Annotated in this window: 20 protein-coding genes and 1 pseudogene; 8 read left to right on the forward strand and 13 right to left on the reverse strand. The window is 69.0% G+C overall.

Features of this window, described 5'->3' with window-relative positions; all coding sequences use genetic code 11:
• The first annotated feature begins 38 nt into the window (after window positions 1–38).
• The 3 genes from AB0L60_RS02605 to AB0L60_RS02615 all read left to right on the forward strand — a co-directional run bounded on the left by AB0L60_RS02605 (window position 39) and on the right by AB0L60_RS02615 (window position 2,126).
• Window positions 39–872, forward strand: a complete 834-nt coding sequence (locus tag AB0L60_RS02605) for a sulfurtransferase (protein ID WP_364606039.1) — start codon at window positions 39–41, stop codon at window positions 870–872.
• A gap of 6 nt (window positions 873–878) precedes the next feature.
• Window positions 879–1,184 (forward strand): DUF1416 domain-containing protein, encoded by a 306-nt coding sequence (locus AB0L60_RS02610; protein WP_354830981.1) that lies wholly within the window; start codon window positions 879–881, stop codon window positions 1,182–1,184.
• 273 nt (window positions 1,185–1,457) lie between these two features.
• Window positions 1,458–2,126: an FABP family protein gene (locus AB0L60_RS02615; RefSeq protein ID WP_364606738.1), complete on the forward strand. Its 669-nt coding sequence runs from the start codon at window positions 1,458–1,460 to the stop codon at window positions 2,124–2,126.
• 408 nt (window positions 2,127–2,534) lie between these two features.
• On the opposite strand, the gene AB0L60_RS02620 is transcribed toward AB0L60_RS02615, so the two are convergent.
• The 5 genes and pseudogenes from AB0L60_RS02620 to AB0L60_RS02640 all read right to left on the reverse strand — a co-directional run bounded on the left by AB0L60_RS02620 (window position 2,535) and on the right by AB0L60_RS02640 (window position 9,945).
• A complete protein-coding gene (locus AB0L60_RS02620; RefSeq protein WP_364606043.1) occupies window positions 2,535–4,211 on the reverse strand; it encodes an ATP-binding cassette domain-containing protein in 1,677 nt (558 codons plus the stop codon).
• A gap of 335 nt (window positions 4,212–4,546) precedes the next feature.
• A pseudogene (gene cydD / locus AB0L60_RS02625) lies at window positions 4,547–6,241 on the reverse strand (thiol reductant ABC exporter subunit CydD); the annotation flags it as partial.
• A gap of 66 nt (window positions 6,242–6,307) precedes the next feature.
• On the reverse strand, window positions 6,308–7,357 hold the full coding sequence (gene cydB, locus AB0L60_RS02630; RefSeq protein WP_364606046.1) for a cytochrome d ubiquinol oxidase subunit II: 1,050 nt from the start codon (window positions 7,355–7,357) through the stop codon (window positions 6,308–6,310).
• 9 nt (window positions 7,358–7,366) lie between these two features.
• Window positions 7,367–8,839, reverse strand: a complete 1,473-nt coding sequence (locus tag AB0L60_RS02635; protein WP_364606049.1) for a cytochrome ubiquinol oxidase subunit I — start codon at window positions 8,837–8,839, stop codon at window positions 7,367–7,369.
• Between the two features lie 179 nt (window positions 8,840–9,018).
• Window positions 9,019–9,945: an aminodeoxychorismate lyase gene (locus AB0L60_RS02640; protein WP_364606052.1), complete on the reverse strand. Its 927-nt coding sequence runs from the start codon at window positions 9,943–9,945 to the stop codon at window positions 9,019–9,021.
• A gap of 356 nt (window positions 9,946–10,301) precedes the next feature.
• On the opposite strand from AB0L60_RS02640, the gene AB0L60_RS02645 reads away from it, so the two are divergent.
• The 4 genes from AB0L60_RS02645 to AB0L60_RS02660 all read left to right on the forward strand — a co-directional run bounded on the left by AB0L60_RS02645 (window position 10,302) and on the right by AB0L60_RS02660 (window position 13,474).
• On the forward strand, window positions 10,302–11,417 hold the full coding sequence (locus AB0L60_RS02645; protein ID WP_364606055.1) for a folate-binding protein: 1,116 nt from the start codon (window positions 10,302–10,304) through the stop codon (window positions 11,415–11,417).
• The gene (locus tag AB0L60_RS02650; protein WP_364606058.1) at window positions 11,414–12,085 is read left to right on the forward strand and encodes an MOSC domain-containing protein; all 672 of its coding nucleotides are present in this window, start codon (window positions 11,414–11,416) and stop codon (window positions 12,083–12,085) included. Before AB0L60_RS02645 ends, AB0L60_RS02650 begins: the two co-directional genes overlap by 4 nt.
• Before the next feature lie 26 nt (window positions 12,086–12,111).
• Complete coding sequence (locus AB0L60_RS02655; RefSeq protein ID WP_364606061.1) at window positions 12,112–13,074, forward strand: asparaginase; 963 nt, start codon at window positions 12,112–12,114, stop codon at window positions 13,072–13,074.
• 187 nt (window positions 13,075–13,261) lie between these two features.
• Window positions 13,262–13,474 carry a DUF3073 domain-containing protein gene (locus AB0L60_RS02660; RefSeq protein WP_354831003.1) on the forward strand — a complete coding sequence of 71 codons (213 nt, stop codon included), beginning with the start codon at window positions 13,262–13,264 and terminating at the stop codon, window positions 13,472–13,474.
• 345 nt (window positions 13,475–13,819) lie between these two features.
• Here the strand turns inward: AB0L60_RS02660 and purM are convergent, their stop codons facing one another.
• The 6 genes from purM to purF all read right to left on the reverse strand — a co-directional run bounded on the left by purM (window position 13,820) and on the right by purF (window position 22,398).
• Window positions 13,820–14,899, reverse strand: a complete 1,080-nt coding sequence (gene purM / locus AB0L60_RS02665) for a phosphoribosylformylglycinamidine cyclo-ligase (RefSeq protein WP_364606065.1) — start codon at window positions 14,897–14,899, stop codon at window positions 13,820–13,822.
• 212 nt (window positions 14,900–15,111) lie between these two features.
• A complete protein-coding gene (locus tag AB0L60_RS02670) occupies window positions 15,112–16,848 on the reverse strand; it encodes an ABC transporter ATP-binding protein (RefSeq protein ID WP_364606068.1) in 1,737 nt (578 codons plus the stop codon).
• The gene (locus tag AB0L60_RS02675; protein WP_364606071.1) at window positions 16,841–17,863 is read right to left on the reverse strand and encodes an ABC transporter permease; all 1,023 of its coding nucleotides are present in this window, start codon (window positions 17,861–17,863) and stop codon (window positions 16,841–16,843) included. The genes AB0L60_RS02670 and AB0L60_RS02675 overlap by 8 nt, the downstream gene beginning before the upstream one ends.
• Window positions 17,863–18,873 (reverse strand): ABC transporter permease, encoded by a 1,011-nt coding sequence (locus AB0L60_RS02680; protein ID WP_364606741.1) that lies wholly within the window; start codon window positions 18,871–18,873, stop codon window positions 17,863–17,865. Before AB0L60_RS02680 ends, AB0L60_RS02675 begins: the two co-directional genes overlap by 1 nt.
• A 118-nt stretch (window positions 18,874–18,991) precedes the next feature.
• Window positions 18,992–20,578, reverse strand: coding sequence for an ABC transporter substrate-binding protein (locus tag AB0L60_RS02685; protein WP_364606074.1), 1,587 nt, complete (start codon window positions 20,576–20,578; stop codon window positions 18,992–18,994).
• A gap of 254 nt (window positions 20,579–20,832) precedes the next feature.
• A complete protein-coding gene (purF, locus tag AB0L60_RS02690) occupies window positions 20,833–22,398 on the reverse strand; it encodes an amidophosphoribosyltransferase (RefSeq protein ID WP_364606077.1) in 1,566 nt (521 codons plus the stop codon).
• A gap of 113 nt (window positions 22,399–22,511) precedes the next feature.
• Between purF and AB0L60_RS02695 the strand changes: the two genes are divergently transcribed.
• Window positions 22,512–23,870, forward strand: a complete 1,359-nt coding sequence (locus AB0L60_RS02695) for an ABC transporter permease (protein ID WP_364606080.1) — start codon at window positions 22,512–22,514, stop codon at window positions 23,868–23,870.
• 10 nt (window positions 23,871–23,880) lie between these two features.
• Here the strand turns inward: AB0L60_RS02695 and AB0L60_RS02700 are convergent, their stop codons facing one another.
• Together AB0L60_RS02700 and AB0L60_RS02705 are read right to left on the reverse strand one after the other, a co-directional pair.
• Window positions 23,881–24,267: a sterol carrier family protein gene (locus AB0L60_RS02700; RefSeq protein WP_364606083.1), complete on the reverse strand. Its 387-nt coding sequence runs from the start codon at window positions 24,265–24,267 to the stop codon at window positions 23,881–23,883.
• Window positions 24,219–24,962 (reverse strand): CPBP family intramembrane glutamic endopeptidase, encoded by a 744-nt coding sequence (locus AB0L60_RS02705; RefSeq protein WP_364606086.1) that lies wholly within the window; start codon window positions 24,960–24,962, stop codon window positions 24,219–24,221. The genes AB0L60_RS02700 and AB0L60_RS02705 overlap by 49 nt, the downstream gene beginning before the upstream one ends.
• Window position 24,963 lies beyond the last annotated feature (1 nt).

Consider the following 24,963-nt stretch of genomic DNA (forward strand, 5'->3'; position numbering starts at 1 on the left):
CGCAACGCCTGTACCGGCACCGCATCGAAAGGAACAACATGGCTCGCTCCGATGTCCTGGTCTCCGCAGACTGGGTCGAAGAGAACCTCAACACCCCGGGCGTGGTCCTCGTCGAGGTCGACGAAGACACCTCGGCCTACGACCTGGGACACATCGAGGGCGCCGTGCGTCTCGACTGGAAGAAGGACCTGCAGGACCAGGTTCGCCGCGACTTCGTGAACCAGGAGCAGTTCTCTGCCCTGCTGTCCGAGCGTGGCATCGCCAACGACGACACCGTGGTGCTGTACGGCGGCAACAACAACTGGTTCGCGGCCTACGCCTACTGGTACTTCAAGCTGTACGGCCACCAGGACGTCAAGCTGCTCGACGGCGGCCGCAAGAAGTGGGAGCTGGACGGCCGTGAGCTGACCAAGGAGATCAAGGACCGCGCTGCCACCGAGTACAAGGCCGCCGCGCAGGACCTGTCCATCCGCGCCTTCCGCGACGAGGTCATCGAGGCCATCGGCGCCAAGAACCTGGTCGACGTGCGCTCCCCCGACGAGTTCTCGGGCAAGATCCTGGCTCCCGCGCATCTGCCGCAGGAGCAGTCGCAGCGTCCGGGCCACATCCCGACCGCCATCAACGTGCCGTGGTCCAAGGCCGCGAACGAGGACGGCACCTTCAAGAGCGACGCCGAGCTGGCGGAGATCTACAAGGAGGCCGGGCTGGACGGCGACAAGCTGACCATCGCCTACTGCCGCATCGGTGAGCGTTCCTCGCACACCTGGTTCGTGCTGCAGGAGCTGCTGGGCCACCAGAACGTCAAGAACTACGACGGGTCCTGGACCGAGTACGGGTCCCTCGTCGGTGCACCGATCGAGTTGGGAGCGTAATTACCTATGTGTGCAGCACCTACCCAGGGCCAGGCCCTGCCCGCCAACGTCGACGTCGAGAAGGAGACGGTCATCACCGGCCGCGTCCTGACCGCTGACGGCCAGACCGTCGGTGGCGCGTTCGTCCGCCTGCTGGACGGCAACGGCGACTTCACCGCCGAGGTCGTGGCCTCGGGCACGGGCGACTTCCGCTTCTTCGCGGCGCCGGGCACGTGGACCCTGCGCGCGCTGTCCGCGTCCGGCAACGGCACCGTCGAGGTGTCGCCGGAGGGCGCCGGCATCCACAACGTGGACGTCAGCGTCGCCAAGTAGGCGAAACATCAAGAACGGCCCCGGGATTCGTGATCCCGGGGCCGTTCTCGTACGTGCCGGAGTTTTCCCGGGGTCGTTTTCATGTGATCCCGGCGGTGCGATTAGACTCCGAGCCGTGGTGCTTACCTTCGAGATTCTGCTGGTTCTCGTCTCCGTGCTGATCGCCTGGTTCGGTCTGTACGTCCTCTACCGCCTGTTCACCGAGTCGTGACAGATCCGGCCCACGAGAACATCGAAAACGGAGTGGCCAACGGTTCGTCGTCGTCGACGCCGATCGTTCGCCACGACGAGGGCGCGAAGCCCGCTGATGCTGCCGCCCCCCGGCGCAGCGGCGACCAGGCGGTCGCGGACGCGGCCGAGCGCGCCAAGTCGACCGGGTCGCTGAACGTTCCGACGCTCCCCGATCTGCCGTTGCCCGTCGATACCGCGAACCTGCGGCTGGGCCCGGATCTGAGTTCCTCCATGCTCGCGCTGCTGCCGCTGGTCGGCGTGTGGCGCGGTGAGGGCGAGGGCAATGATTTCGAGACCGGCGACTACCGCTTCGGTCAGCAGATCATCGTCTCGCACGACGGCGGCGACTACCTGACCTGGGAGGCGCGCTCCTGGAAGCTGGACGCCCAGGGCGAGTACGCGGGACCGGATCTGCGGGAGAGCGGTTTCTGGCGGGTCGGCATCGACGGTGACGACGAGGTGCTGGAGCTGCTGCTCACCCACTCCACCGGCATTGTCGAGCTGTTCTACGGCCAGGCGCTCACCCAGTCCTCCTGGGAGCTGGCCACCGACGTGGTGATCCGCAGCCAGTCCGGCATCGTGGTGGGCGGTGCGAAGCGGCTCTACGGCATTGTCGAGGGCGGCGACCTGGGCTACGTCGAGGAGCGCATCGCCGCCGACGGCGCACTGGAGCCGCGGCTCTCGGCACGATTGCAGCGCTACATCGGCTAGCGGCCGATTCTCGACGCGACAACTGATTTCGCAGCGATGGGGGTACCTCTTGGGGTACCCCCAAAATTGTTTCGGCGCCCGACGCAGGCACGGAATGCCGACCGGGACGGCTCTCAGCCGCCCGCTGAAGTCGCGGGGAGGCGGAACAGTACGGCCCCCGAGTTGTACCCACGGATGCAACGTTCACGTGGGTCCGGTCGGACGGACCGTAACTCGGGGGCCGGGTGACTGCCTTGGATTCGCGAGGGCTCGCGCGATCGGAATCCGATTGCAGCGGTAGCGCCTAGCTGGCAGCCACCTCACGCGTCCTAGAAATCATTCTCGAACCACCTCCTTCCTGTGTACCGACGAAATTAGTCGGATGAGACGGTGGCGGCAACGTATTTTCTCGGATTGCGAAATCGCAGGTCAGACCGGCGTTGTGGGAATAGATCGAGCGATGGCGACGGTTCCGCCCGGCTCGACGCGAACGATGGTGTCCGCCTTCGTGTCCGGCGGCAGCTGGTGGGTGACGACGACCACGGTGCGGTCGCGCTCCACCAGGCCACTGGATTCGTCGAGCAGGCGGCGCAGCAGCTCGGCCCCGGCTTCGGCCTCCAGGTGCTCGGTGGGTTCGTCGAGCAGCAGCACGCGGGCCGGGGAGAGCAGGGCGCGGGCCAGCAGGAGGCGCCGGCGCTGACCGCCCGAGACCGCGGCCGCGCCGCCGACCAGATCGGTCTCGACGCCGTCGGGGAGGGAGTCCAGCCAGTCGCCGGCTCCGACCGCGCGCAGGGCGGATTCGGCCTCGCCCGGGGTGATGTCGCCGCGGGCCACGCGCAGGTTCTCCAGCACCGTGGTGCCGAACAGGTGCGCGTCCTCGGCGAAGAAGGTGACGCCCGGGCGCGGCGTCTCGAAGAGCCCAGCCCAGGACATCAGCAGCGTGGTCTTGCCCGCGCCGCTGGGGCCGACCACGGCGATCCGACGGCCCGGCGGCAGTGCGGGGAGATTCGGTGCGGGAGCCTCGGATACGCCGTGCTCGAGCCGATCCAGGCGGTGCAGGGCGGCGCGGCCGGTGGTGAGGGCCTGCGCGGCGGCCGGCAGCACCGCCACGGCCTCGAAAGCGGACAGCGGGACCAGGACCAGCACCGTGAACGCCATCGGGGTGATGCCGCCCGGCGGGACGGTCTGGAAGCCCGCGGTCGGGATGGGAGAACCGCTGCCGTACAGCACGATTCCGATGAGCAGCGCACCCAGCACGCTCGCCCCGATGGACAGCGGCAGCACCGCCGCGGCCCACGCGCTGCGCGCCGCCGCCCGATCCTCCGCCGCGACCGCCCGCTGCCCCGCCGCGGCGGCCGCGCCGACCGCCGCGGAAAGCCGGCCCGCCACCCGCAATTCGGGTGCGTGGTCCAGCACGCTCAGCGCCTCGGCGGTGAACTCGGTGCGATCGGTCCGCACCGCGAGCTCCGCCTCCCGGGCCGCGCGCGCCGACAGCCACGGCGCGATGATGCCCGAAACGGCCAGCGCCACCGCCAGAATCACCGCCGCGAGCACCGAGATACTCGCCAGCAGTCCGACGGCCAGCAGCGATAGGATCAGCGCCACCGCGATCGGGACGAACGCGCGCACCACCACGGCGCCGAGATCGTCGATATCGCTCATGACCCGGCCGAGCAGTTCACCGCGCCGCAGATGCGTCGGATCCCCCTGCCGGGCTTCGTCTTCCGCGCCCGCCGGTCCGGCGGCATCGCCGTCCGCCGACCCGGTCCGCCGCAACCGCCAGATGTCCGCACCCGCCAGCGTCCGATAGGTCGTGGTCCGCGCGGTGCTCATGGACCGCAGCGCCACATCGTGAGTGGCCAGCCGCTCCAGATACCGGCACAGCCCGCGCGAAATACCCAGCGCCCGAACGGTCACCACGGCAATGCTCAGATCCAGTACCGGCGGCATCTGCCACGCCCGCGCAATCAGCCACGCCGCCAACGCCGCCAGCCCGAGCCCGCTCCCGAGCGCCAGCACCCCCCATCCCACCGACAGCGCCATCCGTCCCCGGGACAGCTCGAGCAGCTCCCGAATCCGCCGGAAATCGGCCAGTACCGGTCTCATCGCGCCGACACCTCCATCGAGCTCACCGCACCCGCGCTCCCGGCCGCGCCGCTCCCGGCTCGGCCGAGTGCGCCCCCGTCCGCTCGACGAGGACCCGGATCCGCTCGCGGACCTGATATTGACTTGGCGGCAGCGGTTTCCGGCGCGGGTCCGCAGGCGCCCGGATCCGAAGCGGCCGCTGACCCTTCGATCCCTGTTCCGGCGGATGCGCCGGAAGACCCTGGCGCGGCGTTGCCGCTGAGCTCGGCAGCCGAGTTCGTCGCCGCCTGTGATCGCCGTGGGGCAGCGGCCGTCGTATCCGACTGCGGTTCATGCTCGGACTGCGCCGTGGTCGTGGCCCGGACTTCGACCACGTGGTCTGCGATGGCGAGAACGGAGGGGCGGTGGGCGACCACGACGACGGTGGCTCCGGCGCGGGCGCGGGCGGTCAGGGCCGCGAGAACCGTTGTCTCGGAGGCGTCGTCGAGGTGGGCGGTGGGTTCGTCCAGGAGCAGGATCGAGCGTGGGGCGGCGAGGGTGCGGGTGAGGGCGAGGCGCTGGCGCTGGCCCAGGGAGAGGCCGATGCCGCCGGCGCCGAGCACGGTGTCCCAGCGGGATGGGAGGGTGGCCAGGACGGCGTCGAAACCGGTTGCGGCGCAGGCGGCGTCGACCTGGTCCGGGCCGGATGGCGGGCCCAGGAGTTCGAGGTTGGCGCGGAGGGTGCCGGGGACGAGGACGGGGCGCTGGGGGAGCCAGGCGATGTGGGACCACCAGTGGTCGGGGTCCAGATCGGAGACGGGTGTGCCGTCGACGAGAACGCTGCCGGCGTCCGGGGTGAGCAGGCCCAGGATGGCTTGCAGCGCGGTCGATTTGCCGCACCCGTTCGGACCGGTCAGGACGGTGACCGTGCCCGGCCGGAGGGCAGCGGACAGCCCTTCGGGGGCGGATCCGTCGCGGGACCGCACGGTGAGTTCGCGGATGTCGATGTGGCCGTGCAGGTTCCGGTGCTCGGGTGCGGCCGGCACGGGCGTCGGCGCCGCGGACGCGGTGTCCGGCTCGAGGATGGCGAAAGCCTTGTCGGCGGCGGCCATTCCGTCTTGGGCGGCGTGGAAACGTTCGCCGACGGCGCGCAGCGGGAGGTAGACCTCCGGGGCGAGGATGAGAGCGAGCAGGCCCGCGTACAGGCCCATGTGGCCGAACACCAGGCGCATGCCGATGCTGACCGCGACCAGAGCCACGCACAGGGTGGCGAGCATTTCCAGGACCATCGAGGACAGGAACGCCAAGCGCAGCGCCGACATGGTCCGGCGGTGCAGCACATCGCCGAGCTCGCGGACCCGGCCCGCCATGCTGCGCGGCGAATCGCCGTCTCCCCCACCGCTATCCGCGCGTCCTGTCTCGCGGCCGAGCGCGCGCAGGGTCGGCATGCCCGCGAAGAGGTCGAGGAGCTGGTCGGAGAGCCGGGTGGTGGCGGCCAGGGTGCCGGCGGATTTCCCCTGGGTGAGCAGGCCGATGAGGATCATGAAGATCGGGATCAGCGGCAGGGTGACGACGATGATCAGGCCGGAGACCCAGTCGTGCACCGCGATCACGGCCAGCACCACCGGTGGGACGAGCATCGCCAGCAGCAGGGCGGGCAGGTAGCCCGCGAGGTAGGCGCGCAGCCCGCTCAATCCGGAGCCGACCACGACCGCGAGTTCGGTGCGGCGGCTCTCCAATTCCCGCGGCGGGAGCTGGGCCCCGGCTGCCAGCGCGGCGGTCTCGAGTTCGGCGACCACCTGCGCCCCGGCCCGGTGCGCGAGCCGCGACTGCCACCAGGTGGCGGCCGCCCGGCACCCGACCGCGACCGCGAAGATCACCAGTTCGACGGTCCAGGAACCGATACGCCGCTGGTCCGGTTCGGTGATGACCCCCGCGAGCACCCGCGCCAGCGCGAGCGCGGCGACCACGATGCACCCCGTGGTGACCAGCGACAGCCCCACGCTCAGCCCGAGATACCTGCGGGCGGAGCGAGCGTGCCGCCACAATCGCGGGTCCACCGGTCGTGCCATGGTCGATCTCCTCTGCGAACGGGCGCGCCGGGCCCGTGGACATCACGTCCGGTGCGCCCGCTCCGTTCAGCTCTTCGCGGATTCCATGGGCAGCCCGATCGAGGCCGGGATCTGCTCCACGGTGAGCCGCTTGCGGAACACCCAGTACGTCCAAGCCTGGTAGATCAGCACGATCGGGACCAGGCCCACCGCGACCCAGCTCATCACCACCAGCGTGTAGTGGGTCGAGGACGCCGCCACGGTGCCGCCGCGGCCATCGACGGTGAGGCTGTACGCGTCATTGATGGTGGACGGCAGCACATCCGGGAACAGCGACCCGAACAGCAGCACGGTGGCCGCCGCGATGGTGACCGCGGTGCCGGTGAAGGCCCAGCCGTCCCGGCCCCGGATGGCGGCGAGACCCGCCACCACCAGTCCGACCACGGCCAGCACCAGCGGAATCCAGGTCCAGCCCTTACCGTGGGCGAGCTGGGTCCAGATGCCGAAGGACGCCACCACCACCGCGGTTGGCGCGAAGATCAGCCGGACGATGCGGTGGGCGTCGTCGCGCACCTCGCTGCCGGTCTTCAGGGCGATGAACAACGCGCCGTGCAGCAGGAACAGCAGCAGCGTGGCCAGCCCGCCGAGAATGCCGTACGGGTTGAGCAGGTCGAGCAGCGTGCCCTGGATGTGCTTGTGCTCGTTGAGCTGCACACCGCGCACGATGTTCGCGAAGGCCAGACCCCAGGCCAGCGCCGGAATCCACGAACCGAGCGCGATGCCCACGTCACACCAGGTGCGCCAGCGCGGATCGTTGATCTTGCCGCGCCACTCGATGGCGCAGGCCCGCGCGATCAGCCCGACCAGGATGAGCAGCAGCGCCAGGTAGAACCCGGAGAACAGGCTGGCGTACCACTCCGGGAAGGCGGCGAACATGGCGCCGCCGCCGGTGAGCAGCCACACCTCGTTGCCGTCCCACACCGGGCCGATGGTGTTGAGCACGGTCCGTTTCTTCTGCTCGTCGCCGCGACCGATGATCGGCATCAGCATGCCGACGCCGAAGTCGAAGCCCTCCAGCACGAAATAGCCGGTGAACAACACCGCGATCAGGAGAAACCAGAATTCTGGGAGACTCATCCTCGGCTCCTAGTAGGCGAAGGAAAGCTTCTCGACGGGCTCCCCGGTCATCTCCGGGCCCGTATCGGTGGACGCCTTCTCGGGTCCGGCGTTCACGTAGCGGCGCATCAGGTAGAACCACGCGATGGCCAGCAGTCCGTAGAGCGCCGTGAAGACGATCAGCGAGGTCAGCACCGTGCCCGCCGATACCCCGGAGACGCCCTGCTGCACCGTCATCCGGATGTGCTGGTCGCCGGTCGGGTTGGGCGCGACCACCCAGGGCTGACGGCCCATCTCGGTGAACACCCAGCCGGAGATATTGCCCAGGTAGGGGGTCGCGATGGCGAGCAGCGAAAGCCACTTGTACCAGGTCTGATCCGGTACCCGGCCGCGGCGGGTGACCCAGAATCCGGCCAGCGCCAACAGGATCGGGCCGGCCATGAAGCCGATCATGGCGCGGAAGGACCAGTAGGTCACGAACAGGTTGGGCCGGTAGTCGCCGACGCCGTACTTCTGGTTGTACTCGACCTGCAGGTCCTTGACGCCCTTCAGGGTGACGCCGGTGAAGTCGCCGCTGGCCAGCCACGGCAGCACGTAGGGCACCTCGATGAGGTGGTCGACGCTGTCGCAGTTGTTGTGGGTGCCGACCGTCAGGACCGAGAAGTCGGGGTCGGTCTGGGTGTGGCACAGCGATTCGGCCGAGGCCATCTTCATGGGCTGCTGCTTGAACATGAGCTTGCCCTGGATGTCACCGGTGAAGATGAGTGCGACCGAGGCGACCAGGATCACGTACAGGCCCAGGCGCGCGCTCGGCCGCCACATGGTGCGGGCCTCCTCGATCGGCGCGTCGCTGCTCTCGGCCTTGCCCTTGCGCGCATTGCGCACCATCCACCATCCGGCGATGCCCGCGACGAAAGTGCCTGCGGTGAGGAAGGATCCGGCCACCACGTGCGGGAAGGCGGCGAGGGTGGTGTTGTTGGTCAGCACCTCCCAGATGCTGTGCAGTTCGGCGCGGCCGGTCTCCGGGTTGTACTTCGCGCCGACCGGGTGCTGCATGAACGAGTTGGCCGCGATGATGAAGTACGCGGAGGCGTTGGTGCCGATGGCGACCAGCCAGATGCAGGCCAGGTGCACTTTCTGCGGCAGCCGGGTCCAGCCGAAGATCCACAGGCCCAGGAAGGTCGATTCCATGAAGAAGGCGACCAGCGCCTCCATGGCCAGCGGGGCGCCGAACACGTCGCCGACGAAGCGGGAGTATTCGCTCCAGCCCATGCCGAACTGGAATTCCTGCACGATGCCGGTGGCGACGCCGAGGGCGAAGTTGATCAGGAACAGCTTGCCGAAAAACTTTGTGAGCCTGAGCCAATGCTCCTTACCGGTGATCACCCAGGCGGTCTGCATGCCCGCGACGAGCGGAGCGAGGCCGATGGTGAGCGGCACCAGGATGAAGTGATAGACGGTGGTAATTCCAAATTGCCAGCGCGCCAGATCTACGACGCTCATCCGACCTCCCTGCCGATCTACGACATGACGTAGTATCAGACATTACGCCCATGGGAGCTCAGATCAACGTATGCCTCACCACAGCGTGCCAGATATTTGCCGGAATGTGACGGACACGCCGCGGCGAATCCCACCGGTCGCCGCCGGAACCTGGTGACCGTCAGGGAAACCCGGGCCGATCACCAGTCGGCGAGGCTCCCGGGCAGTGCGATGCCGCGATTGACCATCTCGACGATCTCGTCCGCGTTCCCCGGCGCCGACATGCGCAGTCCGTCCAGGGAATTGACCCGCGCGGCCAGGGTGATCGAGGACAGCATCCAGATCGCGTCGGCGGTGATCAGGTCGGCGGTGAACAGCGGCTCGTACCGGCACTCCCAGCCCGCCTTCTCCGCCTGCGCGAACAATGCGCGCTGGGTGGTGCCGGGCAGCACGCCATTGCGCGCGGGCGGGGTGATGAGCTGGTTGTCGCGCTGCACGACGACTGTCGAGCGCGGACCCTCCAGCACCCGATGCTCGGTGCTGGTGAAGATGACGTCGTCGGCGCCCATCCGCTGGGCGAACCGCAGCGCGGACATATTGGTGGCGTAGGACAGGCTTTTCGCACCCAGCAGCAGCCACGGCGCGTTCTGCGCCAGGTCGATGGAGATGCCCTTCGAGAGCGTGATCACCGAAACACCTTCGGTGCGCGCCTTTTCCACGCGGTCCGGCACCGGCACCACGAAAACGTAACCGGTGGTTGCCGGTTCGGCGCCGGCCAGGTCCCCGCCCTTGTTCGCCATGCGTTCGCCGGCGGCTCCGTGATCGCTGTCACGCCCCCGGGTGAGCACCATGCGCAGCGTCCCCTCACGCTCGCTCCCCCACTGCTCGGCGGCCAGCTCCACCGCGAACCGCCACGCCTCCAGATCCGGCGCGGGCAAATCGAGCGCCTCCGCCGAGCGGCGTAGCCGGGCCAGATGCAACTCCAGCGCACCGGGCACGCCCCCGCGCACCAGCACCGTCTCGAAGATGCCGTCCCCCCGCAGCACCCCGATGTCGTCCGCATACAACAACGGCGCGTCCGGATCCCGGATCGCGCCGTCGAGTGTCACCAAAACCCGTTCCACCATGGACTCGACCCTATGACAGATGGCGGACCCCGGCGGCCATACCGCGCCGCCCAGCCGGTCAACCCGCCTGCCGCCACGCCGTAAACCTCTGCCCGCGGCCCATAGGCGACATCGTTCCGGACGCGACAAACCCACCCATGACCCGATCACGCCACCGTCTCGTCTCCCAACGCGACAACTGATCTCGCACCGATCCGGGTAAATCACCGGGTACGGCCACAATCGTTTCGGCACCCAATCGCTGGTACGCGGCACGGCCGGTGAGGGCTCTCGAGCCGTGCGCTGAATATTCGGGGAGGCGGGGGAGCTCTCGAGCCGTGCGCTGAAGGCGCGAAGAGGCGGGTTAGTGTGGGTGTGTGTCCTCATCGGTTGCACCCAGTCCGATTCTGCAGGTTCCAGGGGCGGTCGCGGCGCTGCCGGAGTCACCGGATGCCGCGGTCGCGTGGCACTACGGCGATCCCTTCGGCGAGCAGCGCGCGGCGGTACACGGGGTCGCGGTGGTCGATCGCTCCCACCGATTCGTGCTGTCGATCACGGGCAAGGAACGGCTGAGCTGGCTGCACACCATCTCCAGCCAGGCGGTCGCCGATCTGGGCGACCGGGAATCCGCCGAGAATCTGGACCTGGATCTGAACGGCCGGGTGCTCAACCACTTCGTGCTCACCGACCTGGACGGCACGGTGTGGATCGACACCGAGGGCGCGCGCGGCCCCGAACTGCTGAGCTTCCTGCAGAAGATGGTGTTCTGGGCCGACGCGAAACCCGTCGACGCGAACGACAATGCGGTGCTGAGCCTGCTGGGCCCGGGTGTGGCCGAGCTCATCGAAACCCTCGGCGTCCCAGCCCTTCCCGGCACCTACCGCGCGATCCCGCTGCCCGGCGGCGGTTTCCTGCGCCGCATGCCCTGGCCCACCGCCGACTCCTTCGACCTGATCGTCCCGCGCGACCAGCTGGCCACGTGGTGGACGCGGCTGCGCGACGCGGGTGCGGCGGCCGCGGGCCTGTGGGCATTCGAAGCGTTGCGGGTGGCCGCGCTGCGCCCGCGCCTGGGCGTCGACACCGACGACCGCACCATTCCGCACGAGGTGAACTGGATCGGCGGCCCCGCCGAACACGGTGCGGTGCATCTGAACAAGGGCTGCTACCGCGGCCAGGAGACAGTGGCCCGGGTGCACAACCTCGGCAAGCCGCCCCGGCACCTGGTGCTGCTGCACCTGGACGGTTCCGCGGACTCCCGCCCCGCGACCGGCGACCCGGTGACCGCGGGCGGCCGGGCCGTCGGCGTCCTGGGCACCGTGATCGACCACTACGAACTCGGCCCGATCGCCCTCGCTCTGATCAAGCGCACCATCCCGGCCGACACCGCCCTGGTCGCGGGCCCCTGTGCGGCGGCCATCGACCCGGATTCGATACCCGCCCACGACGAGCCGCAGGCCGGCCGGCTCGCCGTCGAGAAGCTGCGCGGCCGGTGAACGCCGTCGTTCCGGCCGGCCGGGTGCTGGCCGTCTGCGTCGTGCACGCCGAGCTGGAGGTGCCCGCCCGCTCCTCCAAGGTTGGTCGCACCGCCATCGACAAACGCCCGGTGCCGCACCGGGTTCCGGTCCGGGCGCTGGGACTGGACGGCGACCACGTGTGCGACACCAAACATCACGGCGGCGTGGACCAGGCCGTCTACGCCTATGCGGAGGAGGACGCGCTGCGCTGGGCCGCCGAGCTCGGCCGGGAACTCGACGCGGGCTGGTTCGGCGAGAACCTGCGCCTGACCGGCCTGCCCGTGAGCGACGCGGTCATCGGCGAACGCTGGGCCATCGGCGACACCCTGCTCGAGGTGTCCGCCCCGCGCGTCCCGTGCTCCACCTTCCAGTGGCACTCCGGCGAACCGCAGTGGGTGAAACGCTTCACCGCACGGGCGAATACGGGCGCCTATCTGCGCGTGCTCACCGACGGCACGATCGGCGCGGGCGACGAGGTGCGGGTGATGTACGTACCCGAGCACCGAATCACCGTCCGCGACCTGTTCACCGGCGCCGACCCGGCCCGCCTGGACCTGCTGGCCGAGGCCGAACCCACCATCTCCGACGACGTCCGCATGCAGATCGATCGTCACCGCCGCCGTCACGCCGGGGCGGCCGCCCGATGACACCGACTTCCGAGGGGAGCCCCACCATGAGCGTCGATCTGGTCGAGGTGGTGCGGTCCGGGTTCCGGGAGTGCGTGCACCGCGGCTCGGCGGTGGTGCTGCGCCCGGACGGCGAGCCGCTGGTCGAGGTGGGCGCGGTGCACGGCCCGATCTTCCCGCGCTCCACCAATAAGCCGATGCAGGCACTCACCCTGCTGCGCAACGGTTTCGAGCCGGTGGACGACGCCGAGCTGGCCATCGCCACCGCCTCGCACTTCGGCGAGGCCGATCATGTGGAGCTGGTACAGCGTTTGCTGGACCGCTTCGGCTTCACCGAGGACGATCTCGAGTGCCCGCCCGATCTGCCGTTCGAGGAGCACGCCCGGGCCCAGGCGCTGACCGGCCGCAACCGCGCCGAGGCGTCCCGCCGCGTTTACATGAACTGCTCCGGCAAGCATGCCGCCATGCTCGCGACCTGCCGGATCAACGACTGGCCCACCCGCGGCTATCTCGAGGTCGGGCACCCGCTGCAGCGGGCCGTACTGGAGACGGTCGCCGAGCTGACCGGTGAACCGGAGACCGATCTGGGCATCGACGGCTGCGGCCTGCCGATCGTGCCGGTGTCGCTGGTGAATCTGGCGCGCGCCTACGCGACCTTCGCCACCGCGCCCGAGGACAGCCCGGAACGCCGTCTCGCGGACGCGATTCGCACGCATCCGCGAGTGATTTCCGGCACGGATGGTCCCGATTTCCGGGTGATGACCGCGACCCCCGGCCTCGTGTGCAAGATCGGTGCGGACGGGGTGCACGCCGGCGCGCTGCCGGACGGTTCGGCCTTCGCCTACAAGATCGATGACGGCGCCGATCGCGCGCGACTTCCCCTGACGCTGGCCATTCTCCAGCGTATGGGGGTGCCGTGGACCGACGAGCACGCTGAGCTGGCGGCCCCCGCGGTGCTCGGCGGCGGAACCCGGGTGGGCATCGTCCGAGCGATTCCCGGGGTGCTGTAGCCCCCGGTCGGCAACCTTTTCGCACGGGCCCGGAGAGCGCCCGGCCCGGCCCCGGGACGTTTATCCCCCACTCCTGGAAGCGCGACCGCCGGACACACGCTAAAGTGTTCGTCAGGAAGAGTATTAATTCGAACGGGGCCGCCAAACCCACCCCAGGCCGCCCCGCAGTGACGCGAGGGGGTCAGCCATGGGCCGTGGCCGGGCTAAGGCAAAGCAGACCAAGGTTGCACGGGAGCTCAAGTACAGCTCGCCGTCGACCGACTTCACGAGCCTTCAGCGCGAGCTGTCGGGGAGTGCCTCCGACACACAGCGGAGTGGTGTGCTTTCCGACGAGCATGACGCGAGCGAATCGCGGTCGAGCTGGGAAGAAGAAGACAGCTACGACGACTGGCGTCGCTGACTCGGATATTTCGACGTACTGCAGGGGGAGGCCGATGGGCTTCCCCCTTTAGCACGTCGTTTTGAGCCGAGAAGCACGTCACGCTGAGGGTTTGCCAGCAGCACTAACGGCTCCCCCGCCTCTCCGCGCCCTTGGCGCACGGCTGGGGAGCCGTCGCTGATTCTGCACGCGTGCCGCCGGTTGCGTGCCGACCCGAATCTGGATGTACCCGAAGAATTACCCTCGCCGGAACCAAATCAGTTGTCGCGTTGGGAGACGGGCGATTTGGCTCGCCGCCGGATATAGCGAAAGGCCCCGGCCACTCTGGAGAGTGGCCGGGGCCTTTCGTTCGTTGCTGTCCGGCGCTCAGAAGCGCGGGTGGTCTCCCACCAGGACGGCGCGGGCGGCGTCGACGTCCTTGGCCTTCTTCACCGTGCCGAGGGTCCAGCAGTCGATGTGGCGGGCGGTGAGGACGGCGAGGGCGCGGTCGGCGTCCTCGGGGGCGACGACGGCGACCATGCCGACGCCCATGTTGAAGGTCTTCTCCATCTCGGCCCGCTCGACGCGGCCGCGCTGGGCGATCATCTTGAAGACCGGGGCCGGGTTCCAGGTGCCGCGGTCCAGCTCGGCGACCAGGCCGGCGGGGAGCACGCGGGCCAGGTTGGCAGCCAGGCCGCCGCCCGTCACGTGGCAGAAGGTGCGGACGTCGGTCTCGGCGATCAGGGCCAGGCAGTCCTTGGCGTAGATCTTGGTCGGCTCGAGCAGTTCCTCGCCGAGGGTGCGGCCGAATTCCTCCACGTGCCCGGTGAGGGACATGCGGTCGATGTCGAGCAGCACCTTGCGGGCCAGCGAGTAGCCGTTGGAGTGCAGGCCGGAGGCGCCCATGCCGATCACCACGTCGCCGGGGCGGACGCGGTCCGGGCCGAGCACGGCGTCGGCCTCGACCACGCCGACGCCGGTGGCCGACAGGTCGTAGTCGTCGACACCCATCAGGCCCGGGTGCTCGGCGGTCTCGCCGCCCAGCAGGGCGCAGCCGGCGATGACGCAGCCCTCGGCGATGCCGGAGACGATCTGCGCGACGCGTTCCGGGACCACCTTGCCGACGGCGATGTAGTCCTGCAGGAACAGCGGTTCGGCGCCGCAGACCACCAGGTCGTCGACGACCATGGCGACCAGGTCGAGGCCGACGGTGTCGTGCTTGTCGAGGGCCTGGGCGACCGCGATCTTGGTGCCGACGCCGTCGGTGGAGGCGGCGAGCAGGGGCTCCTTGTAGCCGCCCTTCAGTGCGAACAGTCCTGCGAAGCCGCCGAGTCCGCCCTGTACTTCGGGGCGGCTGGCCTTCTTGGCCAGGGGAGCGAACAGCTCGACTGCACGGTCACCGGCTTCGATGTCGACGCCGGCCGCCGCGTACGAGGCACCGGCACCGCTGGGGATCTGTTCAGTCATTGTCGGAGAGAGCTCCAAGCCGAATCGATGGATAGATGCCTGCTCACGCTAGCTCACGCGGCTCCCCGAGAACTCAGCGGGCTCGCCCGCCTCCCCGAGAATTCAGCGGATGGCATAGAGCCGTCGGACTCCGGCACCCGTGCCGGCGGCTGGGTGCCAGATCTATTTTGGACGTACCCGGTGAGTTACCCCAAGCGCTACGAAATCTGTTGTCACGTTTCGTAACGATGCCGACGCCGTTGCTCTACCGGGTCGGGGACGGGGACTGCGGCGACGAGGCGGCGGGTGTACTCCTCGCGCGGGTTGCGCAGGATGTCGTCGTTGGTGCCCTGTTCGATGACGGTCCCGTTGCGCAGCACCACGATCCGGTCGGCCAGCTGATCCACCACGGCGAGGTCGTGGCTGATGAACAGGCAGGCCCAGCCGAACTCGCGCTGGAGACCCGCGAACAGTTCGAGCACCCGGGCCTGGACGGAGACGTCCAGGGCGCTGGTGGGTTCGTCGGCGACCAGCAGGTCGGGATTGAGGACCAGGGCCCGGGCCAGGCTGACCCGCTGGCGCTGGCCGCCGGAAAGTTCGTGCGGGTAGCGCTTTTCCACCCCGGCCGGGAGTTGCACGTCGTCGAGGAGGCGGCGGACGCGGTCGCGGGCGGTCGCGCCCTTGGCCTGTTTGTGCACCAGCAGGGGTTCGGCGACGCAGTCGCCGATGGTGAGGCGCGGGTTGAGGGAGGTGGCGGGGTCCTGGAAGACGAAGCCGAAACGGCGCCGGATGGGCCGCAGCCGGCGTTCGGAGAGGCCCGCGATATCGGTGCCGAGTACCCGGACGCTGCCCGCGGTGGGCCGCTGCAGACCGGCCACGCAGCGGCCGATGGTGGACTTGCCGGAGCCGGATTCGCCGACCAGGCCGAGGGTTTCGCCGCGGCGCAGGGTGAGGCCGACCTCGTTCACGGCCCGGAAGGACGGGCGGCCGAGCGGGGCCGGGAACTCCACCACCAGGCCAGAGACCTCCAGCACGGTGGCCGCGTCGGCCGGGATGGGTTTGCGGACAATCGTTCTCGCCAGTGCCGCTCCGGCCACGGGCGCGGAGTCTGCTGGGGTCTCGACCCCAATGGCCGGTGCAGTGTCTCCGGGACGCTCCGCGGCTTCCCAGTTATCCGGCAGCACATGTAGTTTCGGCACCGCGGCCAGAAGGGCACGCGTGTATTCGTGCTCGGGCTCGGCGAAGAGCTTTTCCACCGCGGCCTCTTCGACGATGCGCCCCTCACGCATCACCACGACGCGGTCGGCGAGATCGGCCACGACGCCCATATTGTGGGTGATGAGCACGATGGCCGCGCCGATGCGGTCGCGCAGATCTCGGAGTAGTGCCAGGATTTCGGCCTGGACGGTGACGTCGAGGGCGGTGGTGGGTTCGTCGGCGATGATCACCCGCGGTTCGCAGGCGATGGCGATGGCGATCACCACGCGCTGTTTCTGGCCGCCGGAGAGCTGGTGCGGGTAGTAGTCCACTCGCGCCTCGGGGTCGGGCAGCCCGACCGCGCGCAGCAGTTCGATGGCCTTGGCGCGGGCCGGTTTCCGCTTCATGCCCGAATGCGCCCGCAGCGCCTCGCCGATCTGGAAGCCGACGGTGAACAGCGGGTCCAGGGCCGCGCCGGGCTCCTGGAAGATCATGGAGACGGCTCCGCCGCGCACCGCGGTGAGTTCCTTCTCGCTCATTTCGGTGATCGCCTTCGTCCCCAGCAGGACGTGCCCGCGGACGCCCGCGGTCGGCGGCAGCAGTCCCATGGCGGTGCGCGAGCTGACCGATTTGCCGGAGCCGGATTCGCCGACCACGGCCAGTACCTCGCCCGGATATACCTGGTAGGACACGTTTTTCACGGCGGTGACGGCCCCGGCGTCGGTGGCGAAGGTGACAGTGAGGGAGTCGAAGGACAGGACGGGTTCAGGCATCGGCCGCCTCCTGCGCGGGTTCGGATTCGGTGGCCGCGGGCTCGGTCTCGGTGGCGGCTATGGTGGCGGCGCGGCGGGTGCGCAGCAGCGGGTTGAGCACCTCGTTGAGACTCTCGCCGACCAGGGTCATGCCGAGCACCACGATCACGATGGCGGCGCCGGGGAACACGCCGGTCCACCAGATGCCGTTGGAGACGTCGGCCAGCGCCTTGTTGAGGTCATAGCCCCATTCCGCGGCCTGGGTGGGTTCGATGCCGAACCCGAGGAAGCCCAGCCCGGCCAGCGTGAGGATGGCCTCCGCGCCATTGAGGGTGATGAGTACCGGCAGCGACTGGGTGACATTGGCGAGGATGTGCCGGAACAGGATTCGCGGCGTGGACGCGCCGGTGACGCGCGCGGCGTCCACGTACGGTTCCTGTTTCACCGAGATGGTGGCGTTGCGCACCACCCGGAAGTACTGCGGCACGAAGATGACGGTGATGGCGATGGCGGCCGACAGGATGCCGCCGAAGCTGCTGGACTGCCCGCCGGACACCACGATCGACACCACGATGGCCAGCAGCAGCGACGGGAACGCGTACATGGCGTCCATGAACAGCACCAGCACGCGGTCCACCCAGCGCCCGAGGTAGCCGGACACCAGGCCGAGCGGCACGCCGACGATGAGCGACAGCACCAGCGACACCGCGATCACCGACAGCGCGGTGCGCGCCCCGAAGAGGACGCGGGAGAGCACGTCCTCCCCGCGCACCGAGGTGCCGAACCAGTGCGCGGCCGACGGCGCCTGCTGTCGCGCGAAATCGACGCCGCCGGAGGCGTTCTGCGCGAATCCGTAGGGCGCCAGCAGGGGCGCGAGGACGGCCACCAGGATGAACCCCGCGACCAGGGCGAGCCCGAGCAGCAGCGTGGCCCGCTGCAGCCCGGAGGTCATGCGCACCAGGGCCGTTCCGGGGATCCGCAGCCGGGAGCGGGTCGGCGGGACCGGTGCCCGCACGCCGGTTTCGATGACGGTCATCAGAACCTCACCCTCGGGTCGATCAGCGCCACGATCAGGTCCACCAGGAAGCTCATGACGGCCACCACGATGGCGATGAACGCGACGATGCCCTGCACCGCCACGAAGTCGCGCGCCTGCAGGTAGGTGGCGAGCTGGTAGCCCAATCCCTTCCATTCGAAGGTGGTTTCGGTGAGCACCGCGCCGCCGAGCATCATGGCGATCTGCATGCCCATGACGGTGACCACCGGGATGAGGGCATTGCGGAAGGCGTGCCGCCCGGTGACGACGCGGTCGGACAGGCCGCGCGCCCGGGCGGCCTCCACATAGCCCGAGCGCAGGGTCTGGATCAGGTTGATCCGCACCAGTCGCAGGAACACGCCCGCCGTGAGCAGGCCGAGCGCGATCGCCGGCAGCACTGCGTGTTTCAGCACGTCGACGATGTTCCCGGTGTCGCCGTAGAGGATCGCGTCGACGATCATGATGTTGGTCTTGGGCGACACGTGCTGCAGCTGCAGCTCCACGGTCGTGCTCGCCCGCCCGGCCACGGGCAGCCAGCCCAGCTCGACCGCGAAGATCAACTTCAACAGCAGCCCCACGAAGAACACCGGGGCCGCATACACCAGGATCGCGAACAACCGCAGGCTAACGTCGGCGGCCGAATCCCGTTTGGTGGCGGCGTATCTGCCCAGCGGCACACCCACCGCGAAGGCCACGAGGAGCGCCCAGAACACCAGTTCCAGCGTGGCCGCACCGTAGGTGATGATGACGTCGCTGATGGCCCGATTGTCCTGGGAGCGGCCGAAATCCCCGCGCAGCAGACCGGACAGGTAGTCCCAATACTGGGTGAGGATGGGCCGGGTGAGTCCGGCGGCCTCCTTGCGCCGCTGCAACTCCTCGGGCGTGAGCCGCCCGCCCTGCGCGGCGGTGATGGGATCGCCGATCACCCGCATCAGGAAGAAGACCAGGGTCACCAGGATCCAGGTGGTGGGGATGATGAGCAGGGCTCGCACCCCGAGGTACCGAGCCAGCGCGCCGTAGCGGGTGTCGCCGCGGCGGGCCGGGAAGAACCTGCGGTGCGTTCGTGTACCCGCCGGGCGGGCCGGGATCGCCGGCCCGCCCTCGGGTTCGGTGGTCGTCACCATCCGGCTACTTGCTCAGGACGCCGAAGCGGAACTTGGAGGACGGGTCCAGGGTGTTCTCCACGCCCTGGATGTTCTTGCCCGCCACCGCGATCTGGTTGCCGGTGAGCAGCGGCACGATGGGCAGGAAATCGGCCATCAGGTCGTGCTGCACGGTGGCGAGCGCGGCAGTCCGCTTGGCCGGATCCGGTTCGGTCAGTTCGGCGTTCAGCTCAGCGGTGATCTTCGGATCGCCGAAGTGGTTGCGCAGGAAGTTGTCCTCGGTGAAGAAGGGGCGCAGGTAGTCGTCGGCGTCCGGGTAGTCCGGGAACCAGCCGAACTGGAATACCGGGTAGCCGTCGGTGGAGCGGGCCTTCTGGTAGGCGACCCATTCGGTGGACTGCAGATTCACCTTGAACAGCCCGGTGGCCTCGAGCTGGCTCTTGACGGCGGCGTACTCCTCGGAGCTGACGGTCCCGTAGTGCTCGGTGGTGTACTGCAGGTTCAGTTCGACCGGCGTGGCCACGCCCGCGTCGGCGAGGAACTTGGCGGCCGCGTCCTTGTTCGGCAGCGCGCCGTAGATGTCCTTCAGGGCCTCGGTGCCGCCCGGAACGCCCTTGGGCACCGGCGAATACAGCGGGGCCCAGGTGCCCTTGAACACGCTGTTGGCCAGCGCCTCGCGGTCGACGGAGACGGCGACGGCCTTGCGCACGGCCAGCTTCTGGGCGGGATTGCCGCCGGGCTGGGTGTTGAGGTTGAACACGATGTAGCGGGTGTCGCCGCCGGGCGACTGGTGCACGGTCACCTTGTCGCTGGTCTTCAGCGAGTCCAGGTCGGTCGGGGTGAGGGTGTGCCAGGCGACGTCGATATTGCCCTGCTGCACATCGAGTTTCAGGTTGGCGGCCTCGGCGTAGTACTTCACCGTGACCGCGTCGGTCTTGGGTTTGCCGAACAGGCCGTTGTAGTCCGGGTTGGACTTGTACTCGACCAGCTTGTTCTTGTCGTAGCTGGTGATGGTGTACGGCCCGGAGAACGGCTTGGCCTTCACGATGTCCTCGTCGGCGAGCACCTTGTCGGCCGGGAAGACCTTCTCGTCCACGATGGCCGCCGCCTGGGTGGGCAGGATGGCCGGGAAGGTCTGGTCGTTGCCCTTCTTGAGGGTGAAGGCGACGGTCTTGTCGTCGGGGGCATCGGTGTGATCGAGGTTGTCCAGCAGCGCCTTCGGGCCCTGCGGGTCGTCGATCTTCACCATGCGATCGAAGGAGAACTTCACGCTCTGGGCGGTGAGGGGATCACCGTTGGCGAATTTCAATCCGGGTTTGAGCGTGCAGGTGTAGACGGTCGGCGAGGTGAACTCGCACTTGTCGGCGGCGTCGGGTTTCGGCACCGCCTCGCCCGCCGGGAAATTCATCAGGAACTGGTAGACCTGGGTTTCCGCCAGCAGTGAGCCGTTGTCGTAGGCCCGGGCCGGATCCAGTGAGGTGACCTTGTCGGTGGTGCCGACCAGGATTCCCGCTCCCCCACCACTGTCCGATGTCTTTCCCGAACCGCAGCCGGCGACCGCCAGCACCGCTAGTCCCGCGAAACCTACTGCCGCAACTCTTCTCGCGCGCATACTGCCCTGCTCTCGAAGCGCAGCGCAGCGGCCGGGTCACGGTCCCGCCGCGCCGCGGTGGACATCCTTTGGCTGGGCACAGTATCGACCGGTTATAACCGGCGTGTTGCGTTTCGGAACAATCGGTACACAAATCGAGCCATCCGCCCCGAAACGCCCATGTCGCAACTGCGCCACCGAATTTCCCTGTTCGGAGCGGGAAAAGCACGGTGCCCGTTCGCGATTACGCGAACGGGCACCGTGAATGCTTGTGCTTACGGGCGGCTCAGCGCCGAGGCATTGACATTGTCCGCCAGCAACTCGGTCTCGGTCGCGCCGGACAGCATGCCCTCGAGCACGTTCTTGCCGATGGCGTTCTCCGCCGGCAGCGAGATCGGGTAGTCGCCGTCGAAGCAGGCGCAGCACAGCCGCGAGCGCGGCTGCTCGGTGGCGGCGACCATGCCCTCGAGCGAGATGTAGCCGAGGCTGTCCGCGCCGATGGAGCGGCGCACGCCCTCCACCATGTCGTCGAGGCTCTCGCCCTCGATGCCATTGGGGCCCGCGCCATTGGCGATCAGCTCCGCGCGCGAGGCGAAGTCGATGCCGTAGAAGCAGGGCCACTTGACCGGCGGGGAGGCGATGCGCACGTGGATCTCCAACGCGCCCGCCTCGCGGAGCATGCGGATCAGGGCCCGCTGCGTGTTGCCGCGCACGATGGAGTCGTCCACCACGATGAGCCGCTTACCGCGGATCACCTCGCGCAGCGGATTGAGCTTCAACCGGATGCCGAGCTGGCGGATGGTCTGGCTGGGCTGGATGAAGGTGCGGCCCACGTAGGCGTTCTTCATCAGGCCCTGGCCGTAGGGCACACCGGAACCCTGTGCGTAGCCGACGGCGGCCGGGGTGCCGGACTCCGGCACCGGGATGACCAGGTCGGCCTCGATCGGGTGCTCGGCGGCCAGGCGGCGGCCGATCTCCACCCGGGTGGCGTGCACCGAACGGCCGGAGATGGTGGAGTCGGGCCGGGCCAGATACACGAATTCGAAGACGCAGCCCTTGGGCGTCGGATTGGCGAAGCGCAGCGAGCGGACGCCGTCGGCGTCGATGGCGAGCAGCTCGCCCGGCTCGATCTCGCGCACGAACGACGCGCCGACGATGTCGAGGGCGGCGGTCTCACTGGCAACGACCCAGCCGCGGTCCAGCCGGCCCAGGCACAGCGGGCGCACCCCGTGCGGGTCGCGGGCGGCGTAGAGGGTGTGCTCGTCCATGAAGGTCAGGCAGAAGGCGCCCTGCAGCGTCGGCAGCAACTCCATGGCGGCCTGCTCGATGCTCTTGTCGGCGGCCGCGTGCGCCAGCAGCGCGGTCATCACATCGGAGTCGGAGGTGGCGGCCATGGTGCCCGCCAGCCGGCCGGTGACCAGTCCGAGTTCCCGTGCCCGCGTACTCAATTCGGCGGTGTTGACCAGATTTCCATTGTGGCCCAACGCGATTCCGGTACCGACCGCGGTGGTGCGGAAGATGGGCTGCGCGTTCTCCCAGGTGGTGGAACCCGTGGTGGAGTAGCGACAGTGGCCGACGGCCACGTGGCCGGGCATGGCGGCCAGGGTCTGTTCGTCGAAGACCTGGCTGACCAGGCCGAGATCCTTGAAAACCAGCACCTGCGAGCCGTCGGCGACGGCGATGCCCGCCGCCTCCTGACCGCGGTGCTGCAATGCGTAAAGTCCGTAATACGTGAGCTTTGCCACATCTTCGCCCGGTGCCCAGACACCGAACACACCGCACTCTTCGCGCGGTTCGTTCTCGTCCTGGTCGGAGGTGGTGGCGGCGGAGGGGAGAGTCACCGTTTGCTCCCTGTTCGGCGGGCTGGGGGCGTTCGCCATTCTACGGGTAACCCCAAGGCAACCCACCGTTGGGATAACGGGGATGGCAAGCGGTTTGCTGTTAGCGTTCGACCGTGGCGAGCACCGAAAGCACCGGCAGTACGGAAACCGCTCCACGACCCAGGCATCTGAGCCCGTTCAGGTGGGCGTTTCCCATTGTGGTGGTCACGCTGCTCGCCGCGCTGCTGGGCGTCATGTACCTCGATTACGTGGTCGATCCGGAGAAGAATCTGCACGACTTTCCGATCGCCCTGGTGAATCAGGATGTCGGCGACGATATCGGCGGCAAGCACGTCAACTTCGGCGATCAGATCTCCGGCGGTTTGCAGCAGGCGGTGCCGTCGGACCAGATCGATCTGCGGGTGCTCGGCATCAACGAGGCGCAGCTGCAGATGCAGTCCGCCCGGGTGTACGGCACGATCATCATTCCGTCCGACTTCTCCAAGCGGCTCGGCATTCTGGGTGTCGGCAGTCTGGTGCCCGGCGACATCGTCAAGCCGATCATCACGCTGCAGACCAATCCGCGGGCCGGCGCGTTCGCCACCGCCGTGGTGCAGAAATTCGGTGAGCGAGCTCTCACCCAGGTGAACGCTCAGGTCGGGCAGCAGCTGACCGACCAGGTGAAGGCGCAGCTGACGCCGGCCCCGGGCGCACCCCCGACGGAACTCACCGCGGCCGCCCGGCTGGTGCTGGCACAGCCCCTGAATATCGTCGTCGACCAATTCCGGCCGCTGCCCGGCGGTTCCGGCGAAGGACTGACCGCGTTCTTCTACAGCCTGCTGCTCCTGCTGGTCGGCATGGTCGGGGCGATGATCATCCATCAGCTCATCGATTCGGCCCTCGGGTTCCTGCCGACCGAGTGGGGGCCGTGGTACGTGCACTATCCACGCGCATCGATCTCGCGGGTGAAGACGCTGCTCATCAAATGGTCGGCGGTGGTGGTGATGGCGCTGGCGGTCTCGGGTGCGCTGATGGGCATCGCGGCCGCGCTCGGCATGCCGATCGACAGACCGCTGCTGCTGTTCATCTACGGCACCCTGGTGATCGTCGCGGTCGGCTTCACCTGCACCTCGATGCTGGCAGCGGTCGGCACCGCGGGCCTGATCATCAACCTGATCATCTTCATCATCCTGGGCCTGCCCTCCTCCGGCGGCACCATTCCGATCGAGGCGACACCCAGATACTTCGGCTGGCTGGCCAAGTTCGAGCCCATGCACCAGGTCTTCCTGGGTACCCGCTCGATCCTGTACTTCTACGGCAACGGCCGGGCCGGGCTCACCCGCGGCGTGTGGATGGCGGTGCTCGGCCTGATCATCGGTGTCGTCGGCGGTCTGTTCATCACCCGCTTCTACGATCGAAAGGGCTTGGAGCGCAAGCCCGTCGAGACCCCGGACACCGGGGGCGGCAAGCACGCCAAGCCCGCCGACGCCTAGCGCCGCAGCGTCAGACCGGCACCACCGGCAGCCACCGCGCGACCTCGCCCGCCCGGCTGCCGGAGGCGGACAGTGCACCGGATTCGCGCGCCACGTCGAAGCCGAGCAGCCCGGTGGCCAGCAGCAGCCAGGTGCGGGGGTCGGTTTCGACCACATTCGGCGGCGTCCCCCGGGTGTGCCTGGGGCCCTCGATGCACTGCACCGCCACGAACGGCGGTACTCGCACCTCCACCGAATGCCCGGGCGCATCCGCCGCCAATGCCCGCGCGGTCCCGCGCACCGCGGCCGCGAGCTCGGTGCGCGAGGGCGGCACCGTGGTCTCGTCGCGCAGCCACTCCCCCACCGCCGCTACCGCCGCCCGCACCTCCGCCGGATCCACCGCACCTCGTCGCGCCATGCCGCCGAGGCTACTGCGGCGCGCCGGCATCCCGCTCTCGCGGGCTGACACTCACCTCGGGCGAGGCGACGGGCGACCCGTGGGGCCAGGGCTCCGCCGGCATTGAGGGCCAGGTGCAGCAGTGCCGGGGCGGTGGCGCTGCCGGTGTGGCGGCGCAACCCGTCGAAGAGCAGACCCGCGGCCGTGGTGAGGGCCACCGTCGCGCGGACCGGATCTGCTGCGGCGCGGGCAGGTTGGATGTGGGACAGACCGAAGACGAACGCGCCCAACCCGCTTCCCGGACGCCCGGCGGCCCGATCCAGCAGGGGCGTCAGCGTCGAGCGGTAGACGAGCTCTTCGGTGAGGACGGTGCCGCCGGGGATGTGCAGGACGGTCCATTCGACGGTGGAGACGCCCGGGCCACGATCGGCGAGTCCGGCGAGGTGACGGCGGGTGGGCGGCAGGGCCAGGGCGACAGCGTAACCGGAGAGCACCATCCCGGCCGCCGCCGCGCCGGTGCGCAGCCCATGCGGTGACAACCAGTTCGGTGCGCCTCGGAAGAGCAGCGTGTACGCGGCGGCGAAGGCCGTGCTGACGGCGGTGCGGCCGCGCACGTCCAGGTCCAGCGCGGGCAGTACGCGGTTGCTCCACAGCAGCGGGAGCACCGCCGCGGCAAGGGGTTTCGGGCGCAGCAGGGCGCGGGCCGTGGCGAGCACG

Origin of the sequence: Nocardia sp. NPDC051981 (genome assembly GCF_040680715.1) — a bacterium.
Taxonomy (GTDB): domain Bacteria; phylum Actinomycetota; class Actinomycetes; order Mycobacteriales; family Mycobacteriaceae; genus Nocardia.